Source organism: Phytopseudomonas seleniipraecipitans, assembly GCF_900102335.1.
In the GTDB taxonomy this organism is placed as follows: Bacteria; Pseudomonadota; Gammaproteobacteria; order Pseudomonadales; family Pseudomonadaceae; genus Aquipseudomonas; species Aquipseudomonas seleniipraecipitans.
The window spans coordinates 673340-688548 of the sequence record NZ_FNBM01000001.1 but is presented as its reverse complement, the minus strand read 5'-3'; the positions used below and the strand labels follow the sequence as shown (position 1 = coordinate 688548).

Sequence of the window (15209 nt, the reverse complement as noted above, 5' to 3'; positions counted from 1 at the left end):
ACGATCCTCTCAGCGCGCTACGACCGCTCAACGCCTGCGCGATGACTGCCGCGGTTGTAACGCATCGAGTGCAGGTGCATTGAGGCGTGCCCAGTCGTAGATCAGTTCGATGGGCTCGACCAGACGCTGACCGAGTTCGGTGAGCGAATACTCGACCGTAGGCGGCACGCTGTCGTGCACGTGCCGGTTGATCAGGCCACTGGACTCCAGTTCGCGTAGCGTCTGTACCAGCATCTTTTTCGAAATACCGGGCAGGCTGCGGTGCAGCACGCCCGTGCGGGCGCTGCCGCCGTGGCGTGCGTGCACGGTGTGCAGGATCATGCTCGTCCACTTGGTGGAAAACAGTTCCAGCACACGGCGCGGCGCGCAGTCTTCTCGCCATTGTTCTTCGGGTGTTCCGGTTTGCATCGGGGTGGTTACCTTTTGGTGCCGTCTTGGTTTGAGTTCACAGCCTCGCTATGGTGCCAATGCTCTATCTGCAGAGGAATATCTAATGACACATCACGCACTGGTTGTTGGCGCTAGCGGCATCGTTGGCAGCGCCACCTCCCGCTTGTTGGCCGACCAGGGTTGGCAGGTCACCGGCCTTGCCCGTAACCCCAAGGCCGCCGACAACATCACCCCATTGGCCGCCGACCTGCTCGACCTGGCCTCGCTGGCAACCGCGCTCGAAGGCCTGAAGCCCACCCACGTGTACCTCACCACCTGGGCACGCCAGGCCACTGAGGCGGAGAACATTCGCGTCAACGCGGCGATGATTCGCAACGTGCTCGACGCACTGCGCGCGGCTGGCAGCGTCAGACACGTCGCGTTGGTTACCGGCCTCAAACACTACCTCGGCCCATTCGAAGCCTATGGCAAGGGCAGCCTGCCGCAGACACCGTTCCGCGAGGAGCAGGGCCGTCTGGACGTGGAAAACTTCTACTACGCCCAGGAAGATGAAGTGTTCGCCGCTGCGGAGCGCGATGGCTTCACCTGGAGCGTTCACCGCCCGCACACCATTACCGGCGTGGCAGTCGGCAACGCGATGAACATGGCGACCACCCTCGCCGTCTACGCCTCAATCTGCCGCGAAACCGGCCGGCCGTTCCGCTTCCCGGGTTCAGCCGTGCAGTGGAACAGCCTCACCGACATGACCGACTCGCGCCAACTGGCCAAGCAGCTGCATTGGGCCTCGACCACCCCGGCAGCCGCCAACCAGGCCTTCAATATCGTCAACGGTGACGTGTTCCGCTGGAGCTGGATGTGGCAGCGTATCGCCGAGTGGTTCGGCATCGAAGCCGCTGCATTCGACGGCCAACCCGCGCCCCTGGAAGAGCAGATGGCCGGCGATGCTGACATCTGGCGCAAGCTTGCCGCCGAGCAACGCCTCGCCGAAGCCGACATCACCCGCCTGATCTCCCCGTGGCACACCGACGCCGACCTGGGCCGCCCCATCGAAGTGGTCACCGACATGTCGAAAAGCCGCAAGCTGGGCTTCCTCGACTATCAGGCTAGCGACGACGCGTTCTTCGCGGTGTTCGAGCAGCTACGGGCCGCCAAGCTGGTTCCGTAACAGATTGACGGTGCCATCTCGCCAAGCGAGCCGATAGTTCCCACGCTCTGCGTGGGCATTCAGCCTGTGGCGCTCTGCGCCACGATTTGCGAACTCAGAGACCGATGTATGGACGCAGAGCGTCCTGCCCGGTGCGTTCCCACGCAGAGCGTGGGAACGATCGCAAAAGTCGAAGCTGGGCTTCCTCGACTACCAGGCCAGCGACGACGCGTTCTTCGCGGTGTTCGAGCAGCTACGGGCCGCCAAGCTGATTCCGTAGATCGGCTGCTGGGCCGACTGTCTGGCAGCCGATAGTGCCCACGCTCTGCGTGGGCACTCAATCTATGGCGCTTTGCGCCACGGTTTGCGGGCTCAGAGATCAATGTATGGATGCAGAGCATCCTGCCAATGCGTTACCACGCAGAGCGTGGGAACGATCGCAAATGAGAGCTGGGTCATACACCGTGCGGCCATGGCAAACGCTGCCCACATCAATATTGATATAACATAACATATCAAATACCCTTCGCAACTTTGTCGCGAAGGGGCCTCCCCTTTGCTCCCACAGGCCATCCGCGCTGGATATCCACCATGAGCAAAGCTCCTTACTACCGCTATTTCGCTTTATCGGCATTGGTATCCTTTACCCCTGACCTATGGGCCGACGAGCGCTCAACGGTCTTGCCCGGCACCGTGGTGAGTGCCCGGCAGACCGATGCTCCGGGGAGCTACCAGGCCGATACCGTGACCGTCGGCAGTAAGGTCGCATTGGCACCGATTGATGTGCCGCAGTCAGTGAGCGTGGTGACTCAAACGCGCATGGCCGACCAGAACCTGCTGACCCTCGCCGACGTGCTCAACGAAGTGACGGGCGTTTCCGTAGCGCCGTGGGACTCGATCACGCACCAGTACTACTCCCGCGGCTATTCGCTGGACATGGCTTACGACGGCATCCCGGTCTACGGCGGAAGCTCCGGCATTCAGGAGTTCGACATGGCGATCTACGACCGCGTCGAAGTACTGCGCGGCCCGGCGGCGTTGTTCATGGGCTCCGGTCAGGGAGGCGGCTTGGTGAATATGGTGAGAAAGCGTGGCCTGAGCGAGCCTGGCGTATCACTTAGCACCGCCACAGGCTCGTGGGACAACCACCGCGTTACCGTCGATGCCGGTGCGCCACTGGACGCCGAAGGGCGCCTGCGCAGCCGCGTCGTCGCCAGTTGGCAGGAGCAAGATTATTTCTGGGATGTAAGCCACAAGAAGAAATGGCTGACCTACGCCACGCTCGACTACCAGCTCACGCCGGATACCGTGGTATCGCTGAGCGGCGCGCACCAGGAAGACCACATGGACTCACCGAGCATGGGGCTCCCAGCTTATAGCGACGGCCGTTTCCTCGACGTGCCGCGCTCGACTCATGTCTACCCCAAGTGGAGCCGCTTCTCCTACGAGACCACCGAGGTCGCACTGGACATCGAACATGCCTTCGCCAATGACTGGCAGCTCAAGGGCAAGCTACTCAACCGCACCCAGGACAAATTCTGGAAGGATGCCTTTCCTTCACCCAACACGGGCGTCGACCCCAACACAGGCATGATCGCCAGCTACAACCGCCGCAGCAACGACAGCGATAACCAGCGCAACGCGTTCGATCTTTATCTTTCCGGCCCTTTCGCTGCGCTCGGCCGCACGCACCACGCAACCATAGGCTTCAATCGGGATCGTTACCTGAGCCACGCGCGCAGCGTCAACGCGCCGGTATTGCGCGGTGTACCGCTGAACAATCCGGACCTCGTGCCCGAGCCGGATTTTGTCTACAGCAACGGTACCGAAAACGAGGTGAAGCAGAACGGCGTGTATGGTCAGTTGCGTTGGTCACTCACCGACCCGCTGACGCTGGTAGTCGGGGGCCGCAGCAGCAACTTTGAACGTCGCAGTCGCAACGTCGCGCCGGCCACCGCTACGGCCTGGCGGACGACGCAGAAAGAAACCGGCGAATTCACACCCTACGGTGCGCTGATCTACGCCTTCACTGACACGCTCAACGGCTATGTCAGCTATTCGGACATTTTCGTGCCACAAAGCCAGGAGACGGCCAGCGGGTCCACGTTGGAGCCACGAGTAGGCGCTCAATGGGAAACGGGCCTCAAGGCATCGTTCCTGGACGGCACCGTTGGCGCGTCCGTGGCGCTCTTCCGAACCACCGACACCAACCGCGCCATGGCTGACCCGAACAACCCCAACTTCTATCTGCCGGCCGGTGAAGTGCGTGTGGAAGGCTGGGAAATGGAGGTCACCGGGCGCCCGAGCGACAGCCTGAATCTCTCCGTCGGTTACAGCTACCTGACCAGTCACTACGTCGAAGACCAAAGCCGAAGCGGCGAGAAGTTCTCGCTTTACGAGCCTCGCCACTCCCTCAAGACGTATGCCAAATACCGAATACTGGACGGCGCGGCCAAAGGGATGTTTGTCGGCGGCGGCCTGCACATCAGCAGCGGCACCGACGGCAGCAGCGACTCGCCGCTACGTAGCCAAGGCGGCTATGCGGTAGCCAACGGCCAGATCGGCTACGAGTTCAGCCAACAAACGTCGATTGCGCTGATGGGCAACAACCTGTTCGACCGCCATTATTACGCCCGAGTCGGCAACCTCAACGGCTACAACATCTATGGGGAGCCGCGTAGCTTCACCGCAGTATTGCGCACTGCGTTCTAAAGCCCCGCTTCACGCCGATTCCGGCTCGCTGGCCAACACGGCATTGGCCAGCGCTTCCTGAAAGGCATGCAACGCAGCGGCGCTCGCCGCTTCGTTTCCCTGAACCATCGCCCTGTTCCCAGCCCTAACGCAGTAACGCTGCAGCGGATCAAGATAGCCGTCTCGGCCTGCGATGGTGGAATCAGGTTTGGGGATTTGGGCGGATTGCCCTATCCTCGCGCCCCTTCGAATAAAGACGACCAAAGGAAGACGCCTGTGTCTGCGTTGCTCGATGCCTTCTCCGGCCTGCTCTGGACTTACCTCGCGATTCCCATGCTGCTGCTTAGCGGTGTCTATCTGACCTATAGGTGTCGTGGCGTGCAGCTGCGGATGATCCCCGAAATGTTTCGGGTCATTCTCGAGAGCAACCATGGCGACAAGGAGGCGATTTCCTCCTTCAAGGCCTTCACCATCTCGGCGGCGTCGCGGGTCGGCACCGGCAATATCGCTGGCGTGGCCACGGCGATCGCGCTGGGCGGGCCGGGCGCGGTGTTCTGGATGTGGGTGGTGGCCATGCTCGGCGGCGCTACGGCGTTCGTCGAATCCACGCTCGGCCAGCTCTACAAGTCCGACAAGCAGTACCGCTACCACGGCGGCCCGGCCTATTACATTCAGCGGGCCCTGGGCTGGCGTTGGCTGGCGGTGACCTTCGCGGTAATGATCAGCATCACCTATGGCCTGGTGTTCAACTCAGTGCAGGCCAACTCCATCGTCGATGCGATGCAGACCTCGTTCGGCGGCGAAGGTGGTAGCGAGACACTGGCGTGGGGCATCGGCATCGTGCTGACGGCGCTGACTGGCGTGATCATCTTTGGCGGTGTGCAGACCATTTCCAAGGTATCGGTGACCGTGGTGCCGGTGATGGCGGTGCTGTATCTGGGCATCGGCACGCTGGTCATCATCCTCAACATCGGCCGCGTGCCGGCGATGTTCGGCGAGATTTTTGCCCATGCCTTCGGCATTCGTGAGATAGCCGGCGGCGGCGTCGGCGCAGCGATCATGATGGGCATGCGCCGCGGCCTGTTTTCCAACGAAGCGGGCATGGGCTCGGTGCCCAATGCCAGCGCCACGGCGTCGGTCTCTCATCCGGTCAAGCAGGGCCTGGTGCAGACCTTGGGCGTGTATTTCGACACCATGGTGATCTGCACCATGACTGCCATCATCATCCTGCTGGCCGACCCCAGCCACGCCTACGGCGATGGCGCGATGGGCGCCAGCCTCACGCAGTGGGCGCTGGCCGAGGAGCTCGGCAACTGGGCAATTCACTTTCTGACCTTTGCCATTCTGCTGTTCGCCTTCACCTCGGTGGTCGGCAACTACTACTACGGCGAGTCGAACATCCAGTACATGTTTGGCGGCAAGCTGTGGCTGCAACTGTTCCGGGTGCTGGTACTGGCGTTCGTGATGATCGGCTCGGTCGTCAAAGTCTCGGTGGTGTGGTCGATGGCCGATGTGTTCATGCCACTGCTGGCACTGACCAACCTGATCGCTATTCTGCCGCTGGCCGGCATCGTTGCCCGGTTGCTCAAACACTATCGGGCTCAACGTGCCCAGGGTGTGGAGCCGGTGTTCCACCGCGATGACATGCCGGACTTGAAGAACATCGAATGCTGGGACGGCAGCGACCCCACCACCCGCGCGGAAACCTACAGCGCCGCAGCGACGCAGGCGCTGAAGAATTAGCCTACAGCGGCTCCGCGCGCTGCGACCTGCACGTCGCTGATGCAAGAACGCCGACCACTGGGTCGGCGTTCTGCTCTCTGCAAGCTGCTTCGATACCGATCAGCGCATCATTGCAGCCCCGGGCCAACGCGACTCACTGCCCTCAGGCGCGCCAGGTCACCAGGCTGGTGCTGAACGGCGCCGGCGCGTCAGCGACCTTCGGCATTGCATCAGTGCTGGCCGCCCGCTTTGCCAGCCACGCTACCAAGGCTGCGCTTTCCAACGGCCGGGAGATGAAGAAGCCCTGGGCTTCTTCACAGCCCAATTCGCCGATGACCTGCATGGTCTTGGACGTCTCGATGCCTTCAGCGACGATGTGCAGCCCAAGTTCCTTGGCCAGACAAATAAGCGCACGCACGATGATCCAGTCCTTCTGCCCTGCGCGCAGGTTGTCCATGAATGAGCGATCAAGCTTTACGGTGTCAGCTGGAATGTCGCGCAGGTAGGCCCAGTTGCTGTAGCCGCTGCCGAAATCATCGATGGCGATAGCGACACCGACGGCCTTGAGGCGCTCGAGCTGCGGGATAACCATTGAGAAATCGCCGACCAGCACGCTTTCGGTGAACTCAACCTCCAGGCAACTGCCGGGCAGGTCATGGCAGGCCAGCAAGCGAATGATTTCGTCGGTCAGGTGATGATCGTTGAGGTCCGCTGCCGACACGTTGATTGAGACGGTCAGCTCGAGGCCGCTGCGCCGCCACATGTCGATTTGCGCAATGGCCTGCTTGGCGACCCAGAAGCTGACCGCATGGATCAACGCGGTTTTCTCGGCCAGCGGAATGAACTCGGCCGGGCTGATCTCGCCCAGGCTCGGATGCGTCCAGCGCAGCAAGGCTTCTGCGGAAACACAAGCGCCGCTATGCAGGTCGACCCGCGGCTGGAACACCAAACGCAGCTGGTCATCAGCGCGCACGGCATCGCCCAGATCATTGACCAAGCGCGTGCTGCGTTGCTGCGCGGCATCCATCTGCTGGTCGTAATAGGCCCAGCCGCGGCCTGAGCTACGCGCTTCATCTGCCGCGCAGACGATCAGGCGCATCCAGTCCTGCTGCAGGGTGCCTGCGTCGAGCCGCAGCACACCGATACCGAGTTGGGGCACCACGGGCAGCTTCTCGCAGTGAATGGGTTTACCCAGGGTTTTTACCAGCGTGGCGAACACCTGCTCGGCCTGGGCCTGTTGGCTGGCAGGGACGGTGCAGGCGAAACGCAGTGCACTGATCTTGTAAAGCGACCAGCCAGTGGGCAGCAAGCTCTGCAACGTATCCTTCGCAGCCAGCGTGAAGCCTGCGAGGTAATGAAAACCGAGCGATTTGAGCATACCGTTCATTTGCTCGGGCGAAACCAGCTCGATGGCGACGGTCAGCGGGCTGTGGCCCTCACTCAACGCTTGGCTGATGTCTTCATCCAGCTGGGCACGGTTGGGCAAGCCGGTGGTGGTATCGGTGAAGGCGGCGATACGCATATCGTTGAGGCGGCTCATCGCCAGGCGGCCCATGTGCGTGAGCATGGTCATGTCGGCCGCCGACATCGGCGGCCGAGGCGCGGTATCGATCACGCAGAGGTTACCGAGAATCACCCCACTCTCGAACACCAGCGGCACTCCAGCGTAATAGCGAATGCCAGGCTCGCCCGTGACCAGCGGGTTATCACGGAAACGTTCGTCCTGGCTGGCGTCGCACACCTCGATGCTTGCGCCGATCGCCACGCTGTATGCGCAGAACGAATCGGTGCGCGGCGTTTCCTGCAGCGCAGTGCCCACCCGTGCGCGGAACCACTGGCGCTTGCGGTCGAGGATGGTGATCAGCGAAATGGGCGTATTGAAATAGCTGGCGGCCATCTTCACCACTTCGTCGAGAAGCGGGTCGGGGCGTTGTTCGAGGAGGCAGGGATGCTCATCGAGCAGCACTTGCCGGCTCAGTTCATTCAACGGAACGGGAGGATAGGGAGCCAGCATTCGTCATCTCTCAGTCATTGCTCGAAACGGCCACAGCTGCACATTCCACATAAGCTACGGCGCATGATAACGAAATGACATCACAGCCCAAAGGGCGTTGCATATAGATTAATGACCGTTGGGCGGCTGAGAACCTTGTGCATTGCGATGGCCAGCAACTACGCGCGCAGCGCTCAGCGATCCTGTTTTTCATGCATGCACTTGCCGGCGGCTCGCAGCTTTCAAAGGCCTGATGGATCGCCTGAAGCTGCATAGTGTGAAAATCCTTCACTGCGCGCCATTTCGCTCCAGGGCAGTTACCAATTGCGCCTTGGTCATGCGCGAGCGCCCGCGAATTTGCTGGCTAGCGGCGCGTTTCATCAGCGCGGCCTTGGTCAAGCCGCCGAGCGATGGTGTGCGGTGGTGGGCAGTCTTTTCCGCGACGTCTGCAGGTTGCGCCGAATGCTGGCGCCCTGCCCGGCTATCCGCACGTTTCTTGCGCGTACTGCGGTCGTAATCGCGCTGGCTCAGGTGCTCGCGGGCGTTATGTGGCAAGTAGCGCTCGCCCGTTTCTGCCGACGGCTGGCCGGACGCGGTATCCCAGTCCTGCTCGGTCCATTGCTGGAGGTGGTTGTCAGCGGTTTTCTTGCCGACGTATCCACCGCCTGCCTTCTGATAGGCCTGCACCGCCATTTGAGCTTTGCGCGCCGACCATTGCCCCGGTTTACCGCCCTTATCACCCTGGGTGATGCGCGCTTTGATGCGCGCCCACAGCGCCGGGTCGGTCTTTTTCGCAGTGCTGCTCATGACAAGCATCCTCTCGGTCGCCGTTACACAACCGACCCGTAGCCGACAGCGCGGGTTTCCATTAGAAGATCAGCGGCAGCCTTTGGTCATCAGAGGCCTGAGCCTGACAGCCGGCGCTCGGCCCGGCAATCCATCAGCAGCGCATCCGTTGGCGCCCAACAGGAGAAAACCGGTGGAACGCAACGCCGGCTTTGCCGCTCATAAAGGCAAGACCTACCTGTCCTTCCCGAATAACTGTCGCGCTCACCGATGATATGGATCCGTTAACCAAGTCCGCACCTGAACAACGCATCACTGAGCGCCTCGACTTCCTTGCCAATGGCGGGGAGATCGCCGACCTGTTGCGAAACGCTGATTTCAGCCGGTCTCCGCTTGGCTCACCCGTAGACTGGTCGCCCAGCTTGAAGACCCTGATGGCCACCGTGCTCCCAGTGGAAGCCCAGATCGTGCTGTTCTGGGGGCCGGAGTTCGTAGCCCTGTACAACGAGGCGTATGCACCGAGCATCGGCGAAAAGCACCCTCGCGCTCTCGGCCGACCGGCCATAGAGAACTGGGCAGAACTGTGGGATGACCTGGAGCCGCTGCTGCGCGGCGTACGGGAGAGTGGCAAAACCTTCTCGGCCAAGGATCGTCCCTTCTACATCGAACGCCATGGCTGTGGTGAAACCGTTTACTTCGATGTGTCTTATTCAGCCGTGCGAGAAGCGGACGGCTCAGTGGGCGGCGTGCTCTGCGTGGTGACCGAAACCACTCAGCGCGTGCAGTTCGAGCACCGCCAGGCGTTCCTGCTCGAGCTCAGCCAGGCGTTGCCTTCGATTACCGAGCCGGCCAACCTCACAGCGTTCGTGCTGCGCCGGCTTGCCGAAGAGCTGGATGCCAGGCGGGTGTACTTCGCTGAACACCATGCGGGGGACACGACGCTCTGCGTGCAGCAGAGCCACCCACCAGCACCTGGGCGCAACCCCACCCTGGCGCCCTACTCACCCGCCGACAAGCAGCGGCTGCTCGCCGGCCACCCACTGGCACAGTCGGCAGCCGACCGCGACTTCAATGTGCTGCACATTCCCGTGGTGCGTAATGGGGCACTCGAAGCAGTGTTGGTTATCGAGTGCCGCGCCTTGCAGCTGTTCTCCGAATTCGCCACTCAACTGGCTGAAGAAACCGCCAAGCTCGCCTGGGGCTGGATCACTCACGCACGAGCTGAAATAGCGTTGCGTGCGAGCTCCGCGCAGCTATCGGCGATGTTCGATCAGGCCGGCGCTGGCATCGCGGTATATGACGATACCTGGCGGCTCAGCCGAATCAACGACCGTTACTGCGAAATAGTCGGCCGTGGTCGAGAACAACTGCTTGGGCGCGAGTTCCAGGAGCTGAACCCAACAGACGCAAACAGCGAGTGCGAACAGCGCCTCGGCAGTGGTCAGCCGTTCGAAAATACCCGTCGCTACGAGCGCCCCAACGGCACCAGCGTATGGGTGCAAAACCACATGACACCGTTGCTCGATGAGCAGCGTGCAGTCACCGGGATGATCGGCGTATGCGTGGACATCAGCGAGCGCGTGCGCGCCGAAGCAGAACTGCGCGAGCTGAACGAAGGCCTGGAAGATCGCGTCGCCACCATGGTTGCCCAGCGCGAGGCTGCCGTGGCGCAGCTTCACGAGGCGCACAAGATGGAGATGGTTGGCCAGCTTACCGGCGGTATCGCCCATGACTTCAACAACCTGCTGACACCGATCATGGCGTCGATGGAACTGATCCGCCGACGCCTGCCCGATGAACGCTACACCAAGCTCATCGACGGCGCGCTGCAGGCCGCTGATCGCGCACGCATTCTGGTCGGTCGCCTGTTGACCTTCGCCCGCAGGCAAACCCTCAAGCCGCAAGCCGTCACGCTATCGATGCTGATGCGCGAGATGCGTGACCTGATCCAGCGCTCTCTGGGGCCGTTGGTCGAGGTGGTAATCGACATTCCCAACGACCTGCCGACGGTGTTCATCGACCCGCATCAGCTTGAACTGGCCGTCCTCAACCTGGCGGTCAACGCCCGCGATGCCATGCAAGACGGCGGCCGTCTGAAGATAGTCGCTGAACTCAACGACCTGCCAGACAACGCCATAATCGGTTTGAGCGGCGGTCAGTACGTGCACCTGATGGTAGTGGACAGCGGCAGTGGCATGAGCGAAGAGACGTTGCGTCACTGCGTCGAGCCGTTCTACTCGACAAAGGGTGTAGGCAAAGGTACGGGCCTCGGGTTATCGATGGTGCAAGGACTGCTGATGCAATCGGGTGGTGGCTTCGATATTGCGTCTGACCTGGGCCAGGGCACGCGCGTCAGCTTGTGGCTGCCGACCACCGAGGCGCCAGCCACATGCGAGCAACCGGAGGTTGGTGAGGATGTGCCGCTGGCTCCGCGGCCCGTTCACGTGTTGCTGGTCGACGACGAAGCCCTGGTGCGAGAAACCACCAGCCTGCAGCTGCATGACCTTGGTTATGAAGTAACCGATGTGGATTCAGCCGCGGCGGCGTTGGCGCTTATCGAAGGGGGCCTGGTACCTGACGTTCTGGTAACCGATCACATCATGGAGAACAAGACCGGCGCACAGTTGGCGCAGGAGCTGCGGCAGCAAATGCCGGATCTTCCGGTATTGATCATCACCGGTTACGCCAATCTGACGCCCATGCAAATCAGCGACTTCGAGGTACTGGCCAAACCCTTCCGACGCCGCGATATCGCCGCACGGCTCGCGCAGATGTGCGCCGCCTCCGGGCCCGCCTGATGGCCCGGAGGCGCGGGATCGCTCAAGCCCCTTCCAGGCCTTGCTTGAAGCTCAGCGCAGGCAGCTTTACGGTGGTGCCGCCCAGCTTATCGACAAGCGCGGGCGGCGCTTCATCGGAGATTTCCACGACATGGCCGGCCACCAACCCTTCATCGCTGGCGTCCGGATAGTCCTCAATCACCCACTGCTCGACCTCTTCTCGGCTGATGCCAAGCGCTTCAGCCAGAATGCCACTGCGCTGCTCAGCCCATAGCGTCTGCATTTGATCATTGCTCATCGGGTTACCTCGACTGACTGGTTTTCTTGAATGCCTGTTCTAAACGAAGCTGCTGGCGCGCTGCGGCTGCCCCATGCTCTGCCCAGGGTTTCCTAATTGATGGCGCAGGCTCAGCACCAGCTGAGAAATACTTCGGGAGCTGGACAGCTCCGAGCGCTCGATTCCCGCTACGTCCAACAACACCTGACCATCTTCCGGAGAGCGGATCTGAATGGCGACGGTGTCACCGGCCTCGATACTGCATCTGCATTGCAGGGGCAGGAAGGCAGATTCGATGATCTGCCTCTGTTCCAAAATAGACATCATCACAGCGCACCTCGATTTAGTGGCTTGAATATCGGCGAGCGCAGGTTCCGCTCTGTGTCTGCGTGGTGATAACGAAGCGGCTCGACACCTCGATACTCGACGCACGAAATCCAGATATGCATTAGCAATGCCATATATCGCCCTGCTCAAACAGTAGAAAGCCAGGGAAATCCGCATTGCAAATTGCAAGACGCACATTAAATAGCATGGCTTTTTGCACGCCATCATGGCGGCAAGTAATGCAATCAAAATGATCTTATTTCAATATGATAATTACCACTTATCGGCACCGCTGCTCTAACGCTCGAACTATTAGCAGCCAATACGCTTCGTAATCCATGAGGCGCCGCCTCACTAAACAATTAACGAGGAATGAAACATGGCTCACAAGAATCCTGGCAACTTCGCTAATGATCGGCAAAAAGCATCCGAGGCGGGCCGTAAAGGGGGTCAACATAGCGGAGGAAACTTCGCCAATGACCGCCAAAAGGCTGCAGAAGCCGGCCGCAAAGGCGGTCAGAACAGCCACGGTGGTGGCGGCAAGCGCTCATCCTGATCAGGGCTGACCCAAGGCCCAGCGCTTGCGGGCCTTGTGTTCATTAAACGATACCTGTACTTCCCCGCTTCAAACACCCTGTCTTTTAATGCTCAGCCGATTGCGTCGACACACTACTCGAGAACTGCGCCTGCAGCTTATACAAATAACTGGACAGCAGTTGCTCATTGAGCAAGTTGTACGACCAACTGTACATACCGCACCAACCAAACTCATCGACACCGCATAATTTGTATAAGCAGCGTACACATTACTTATGCGTGCACACCAAACACCCTGGCCAATTAAAACGCCACTACTTCCGCGGCCTCCTAAAAAAAAGCGCAAAAAAAAGGACCCCGAAAGATCCCCTTTTTAGCGCAATCGCGTTTATTTACCGCTGGTCAGCGCGTTGTAGCTGGTCATCAGGTTGCGGTAGTCAGGGATGTGGTCGGAGCAGATCTTCGCCAGCCCTTCCACATCATTGCGCCAGTCGCGGTGCAGCTCACACGCCACGCCGAACCAGTTCATCAGTTGCGCACCGGCTGCCGACATGCGGTTCCAGGCGGCGTCACGGGTGATCTGATTGAACGTGCCCGAGGCATCGGTCACCACGAACACATCAAAGCCTTCTTCCAGGGCCGAGAGCGCCGGGAACGCCACGCAGACTTCGGTCACCACGCCGGCGATGATCAGCTGCTTCTTGCCGGTGGCCTTGATCGCCTTGACGAAATCTTCGTTGTCCCAGGCGTTGATCTGGCCAGGGCGAGCAATGTACGGCGCGTCCGGGAACATCGCCTTCAGCTCGGGTACCAGCGGGCCGTTGGGGCCAGTTTCGAAGCTGGTAGTGAGGATGGTCGGCAGGTTGAAGAACTTGGCCAAGTCAGCCAGGGCCAGCACGTTGTTCTTGAACTTGTCCGGCTCGATATCGCGCACCAGAGAGAGCAGACCGGCTTGATGATCAACCAGCAGAACGGCAGCGTTGTCTTTGTCCAGACGGTTGTAGGTGTAGGAAGTGGTCATGGCGCGGTCCTCGATTTTCAGTGGGCTGCCGATTCGTTCGGCTGGAATTGATGGGTGTCGTGCAGTTGTCGCTGCATGTGACAAAGATTAAATTCGACACCCTTCGCGCACCAGACGGCAAAAATCGCCCACAGCGTTCTATTTAAGGAACGAAAGAAGACAGCTTCAGTGCTTTGCAATAAACGCCGAAAAAGCCGCACAGCCATCCAAGACGGCGCCCTGCTGCCAGCTCACAGTCACGGTTCTTTTCGACTGGAGATTTTGTCATGCACGCAGCCAACCCGGCCCGTGACCGCAGCGACTGGGCGCTGCTCTTTCTACGTATCAGCGGCAGCCTGCTGCTGCTCGCCGTTCATGGCCTGCCGAAGCTGCTGAACATGCAGGCGGAACTGACCCTGATCGAAGACCCGCTGGGCCTGGGGCCCTCGGTTACGCTATGCCTGGCCATATTTGCTGAAGTGTTGTGTCCGCTGCTGATCATCCTCGGTCCGTTCACGCGCCTCGCCACCCTGCCCATACTGGCGGTATTGCTGGTATCGCTGGTGCTCGTGCACCCCGAATGGAGCCTCGGTGAAGGCCAATTCGCCTGGTTACTGGCCATCCTTTTCACCACGTTGCTGATCGGCGGTCCCGGCCGCATCGCCTTTGGCAAACGCCTGCCCTTTTAATAACGGCCTATAGCGCACGCCACGCCGCCACCCCTTAGAGGGCACCGCTGCCCTCCCCGGCGAGGCCGCGCTACCGCAGATACTTCGTCGGCACTGTCAGACCACCTGGGAAATGGATCGCAATCAGGTCGCGTTCGCGACTCGTCCATGCAGGCCGTTGCCAACGCCGGACCAAAGTCGAGTCAGGAATTGTCATGTTTGGCCGTGGAGTTGAATGCGAGCGTGTCGCGATTCCGAGCTTTAACCGAGGCTCGGTTTGCCGATTTGGTCGTTTATATGTACAAGCGGCTACCACCGTCTTGCTACAGCGTGACGCCTTCGACACGTTCCCATCCGGTCATTGTGGAATGATCGATGCATGGCTCTGCCATGCGGTTATCGAGGATGCGATGGCCGTAAAGGTCGCTGGTCAAAAAGTCCGAACTTTTCGCCCCTCCAACGCCCTTTATCTTCAGATGCAGAAGCGTTGGGACACCGATGATCAAAACCGCCAAACACCGCGCCACCGTGATCTGCCAGCAGCAGGACAAGGTATTGCTCGTGCGCAAAGCACAAGCGAAATGGACCTTGCCGGGAGGCAAGATCGAAGCCAATGAGGGCCCGGCGCAAGCCGCTCTGCGTGAACTGTCCGAAGAAACCGGGCTGGACACCGACGTCCTAGAGTTCCTTGCGCTGCACGAATTCGATAGCCGTCCTCATCACGTTTTCCGCGCCACCGTAGCGGACGCGCTGAGCGCCACGCCTAGGAATGAAATAGCCGACTGCCGCTGGTTTTCTTCCGTCGACCTGGACAAGGCAGTGAAAAAGCCCACGCGCAAACTGCTCGAGCTGTACTTCGCCACGGGCCGCCAGGAACAGGCTTGAGGCCGACCTTGC

At 60.5% G+C, this 15209-nt stretch carries 13 protein-coding genes; 7 read left to right on the top strand and 6 right to left on the bottom strand.

Going from position 1 to position 15209, the window contains the following annotated elements; translation table 11 throughout:
- Positions 1–27: 27 nt before the first annotated feature.
- Positions 28–408, bottom strand: coding sequence for a winged helix-turn-helix transcriptional regulator (locus BLS60_RS03155; protein ID WP_092364538.1), 381 nt, complete (start codon positions 406–408; stop codon positions 28–30).
- Positions 409–493: 85 nt separating this feature from the next.
- On the opposite strand from BLS60_RS03155, the gene BLS60_RS03150 reads away from it, so the two are divergent.
- The 3 genes from BLS60_RS03150 (at position 494) to BLS60_RS03140 (ending at position 5968) form a co-directional block, all read left to right on the top strand.
- The gene (locus BLS60_RS03150) at positions 494–1555 is read left to right on the top strand and encodes an SDR family oxidoreductase (RefSeq protein ID WP_092364535.1); all 1062 of its coding nucleotides are present in this window, start codon (positions 494–496) and stop codon (positions 1553–1555) included.
- A gap of 570 nt (positions 1556–2125) precedes the next feature.
- A complete protein-coding gene (locus BLS60_RS03145) occupies positions 2126–4246 on the top strand; it encodes a TonB-dependent siderophore receptor (protein ID WP_092364532.1) in 2121 nt (706 codons plus the stop codon).
- Between the two features lie 255 nt (positions 4247–4501).
- Positions 4502–5968: an alanine/glycine:cation symporter family protein gene (locus tag BLS60_RS03140; RefSeq protein ID WP_092364529.1), complete on the top strand. Its 1467-nt coding sequence runs from the start codon at positions 4502–4504 to the stop codon at positions 5966–5968.
- 142 nt (positions 5969–6110) lie between these two features.
- On the opposite strand, the gene BLS60_RS03135 is transcribed toward BLS60_RS03140, so the two are convergent.
- Both BLS60_RS03135 and BLS60_RS03130 read right to left on the bottom strand, forming a co-directional pair.
- Positions 6111–7961 (bottom strand): sensor domain-containing phosphodiesterase, encoded by a 1851-nt coding sequence (locus BLS60_RS03135; protein ID WP_092364525.1) that lies wholly within the window; start codon positions 7959–7961, stop codon positions 6111–6113.
- 267 nt (positions 7962–8228) lie between these two features.
- Entirely contained in the window at positions 8229–8747 is a 519-nt protein-coding gene (locus BLS60_RS03130; protein ID WP_092364522.1) for a hypothetical protein, read from the bottom strand.
- A 230-nt stretch (positions 8748–8977) separates the two neighbouring features.
- Here BLS60_RS03130 and BLS60_RS03125 point away from each other — a divergent pair, with 230 nt between their 5' ends.
- Positions 8978–11524, top strand: coding sequence for a PAS domain S-box protein (locus BLS60_RS03125; protein ID WP_420848420.1), 2547 nt, complete (start codon positions 8978–8980; stop codon positions 11522–11524).
- Positions 11525–11546: 22 nt separating this feature from the next.
- On the opposite strand, the gene BLS60_RS03120 is transcribed toward BLS60_RS03125, so the two are convergent.
- Together BLS60_RS03120 and BLS60_RS03115 are read right to left on the bottom strand one after the other, a co-directional pair.
- Positions 11547–11801 (bottom strand): hypothetical protein, encoded by a 255-nt coding sequence (locus tag BLS60_RS03120; protein ID WP_070881600.1) that lies wholly within the window; start codon positions 11799–11801, stop codon positions 11547–11549.
- A 39-nt stretch (positions 11802–11840) separates the two neighbouring features.
- Positions 11841–12107 carry a DUF1652 domain-containing protein gene (locus tag BLS60_RS03115; RefSeq protein WP_092364516.1) on the bottom strand — a complete coding sequence of 89 codons (267 nt, stop codon included), beginning with the start codon at positions 12105–12107 and terminating at the stop codon, positions 11841–11843.
- A gap of 379 nt (positions 12108–12486) precedes the next feature.
- Here BLS60_RS03115 and BLS60_RS03110 point away from each other — a divergent pair, with 379 nt between their 5' ends.
- Complete coding sequence (locus BLS60_RS03110; protein ID WP_083328652.1) at positions 12487–12663, top strand: con-10 family general stress protein; 177 nt, start codon at positions 12487–12489, stop codon at positions 12661–12663.
- A gap of 369 nt (positions 12664–13032) precedes the next feature.
- Here the strand turns inward: BLS60_RS03110 and ycaC are convergent, their stop codons facing one another.
- Complete coding sequence (ycaC, locus tag BLS60_RS03105; protein ID WP_092364513.1) at positions 13033–13665, bottom strand: isochorismate family cysteine hydrolase YcaC; 633 nt, start codon at positions 13663–13665, stop codon at positions 13033–13035.
- A 266-nt stretch (positions 13666–13931) separates the two neighbouring features.
- Here ycaC and BLS60_RS03100 point away from each other — a divergent pair, with 266 nt between their 5' ends.
- Complete coding sequence (locus BLS60_RS03100) at positions 13932–14333, top strand: DoxX family protein (protein WP_092364510.1); 402 nt, start codon at positions 13932–13934, stop codon at positions 14331–14333.
- Positions 14334–14810: 477 nt separating this feature from the next.
- Positions 14811–15197, top strand: coding sequence for an NUDIX hydrolase (locus BLS60_RS03095; RefSeq protein WP_092364507.1), 387 nt, complete (start codon positions 14811–14813; stop codon positions 15195–15197).
- Positions 15198–15209 lie beyond the last annotated feature (12 nt).

Bases quoted from the DNA above. Each gene is read 5' to 3' on its own strand.
- BLS60_RS03135 (WP_092364525.1), bottom strand. From the start codon at position 7,961: ATGCTGGCTCCCTATCCTCCCGTTCCGTTGAATGAACTGAGCCGGCAA.
- BLS60_RS03155 (WP_092364538.1), bottom strand. From the start codon at position 408: ATGCAAACCGGAACACCCGAAGAACAATGGCGAGAAGACTGCGCGCCG.
- ycaC (WP_092364513.1), bottom strand. From the start codon at position 13,665: ATGACCACTTCCTACACCTACAACCGTCTGGACAAAGACAACGCTGCC.
- BLS60_RS03120 (WP_070881600.1), bottom strand. From the start codon at position 11,801: ATGAGCAATGATCAAATGCAGACGCTATGGGCTGAGCAGCGCAGTGGC.
- BLS60_RS03145 (WP_092364532.1), top strand. From the start codon at position 2,126: ATGAGCAAAGCTCCTTACTACCGCTATTTCGCTTTATCGGCATTGGTA.
- BLS60_RS03110 (WP_083328652.1), top strand. From the start codon at position 12,487: ATGGCTCACAAGAATCCTGGCAACTTCGCTAATGATCGGCAAAAAGCA.
- BLS60_RS03095 (WP_092364507.1), top strand. From the start codon at position 14,811: ATGATCAAAACCGCCAAACACCGCGCCACCGTGATCTGCCAGCAGCAG.
- BLS60_RS03100 (WP_092364510.1), top strand. From the start codon at position 13,932: ATGCACGCAGCCAACCCGGCCCGTGACCGCAGCGACTGGGCGCTGCTC.
- BLS60_RS03130 (WP_092364522.1), bottom strand. From the start codon at position 8,747: ATGAGCAGCACTGCGAAAAAGACCGACCCGGCGCTGTGGGCGCGCATC.
- BLS60_RS03150 (WP_092364535.1), top strand. From the start codon at position 494: ATGACACATCACGCACTGGTTGTTGGCGCTAGCGGCATCGTTGGCAGC.
- BLS60_RS03115 (WP_092364516.1), bottom strand. From the start codon at position 12,107: ATGATGTCTATTTTGGAACAGAGGCAGATCATCGAATCTGCCTTCCTG.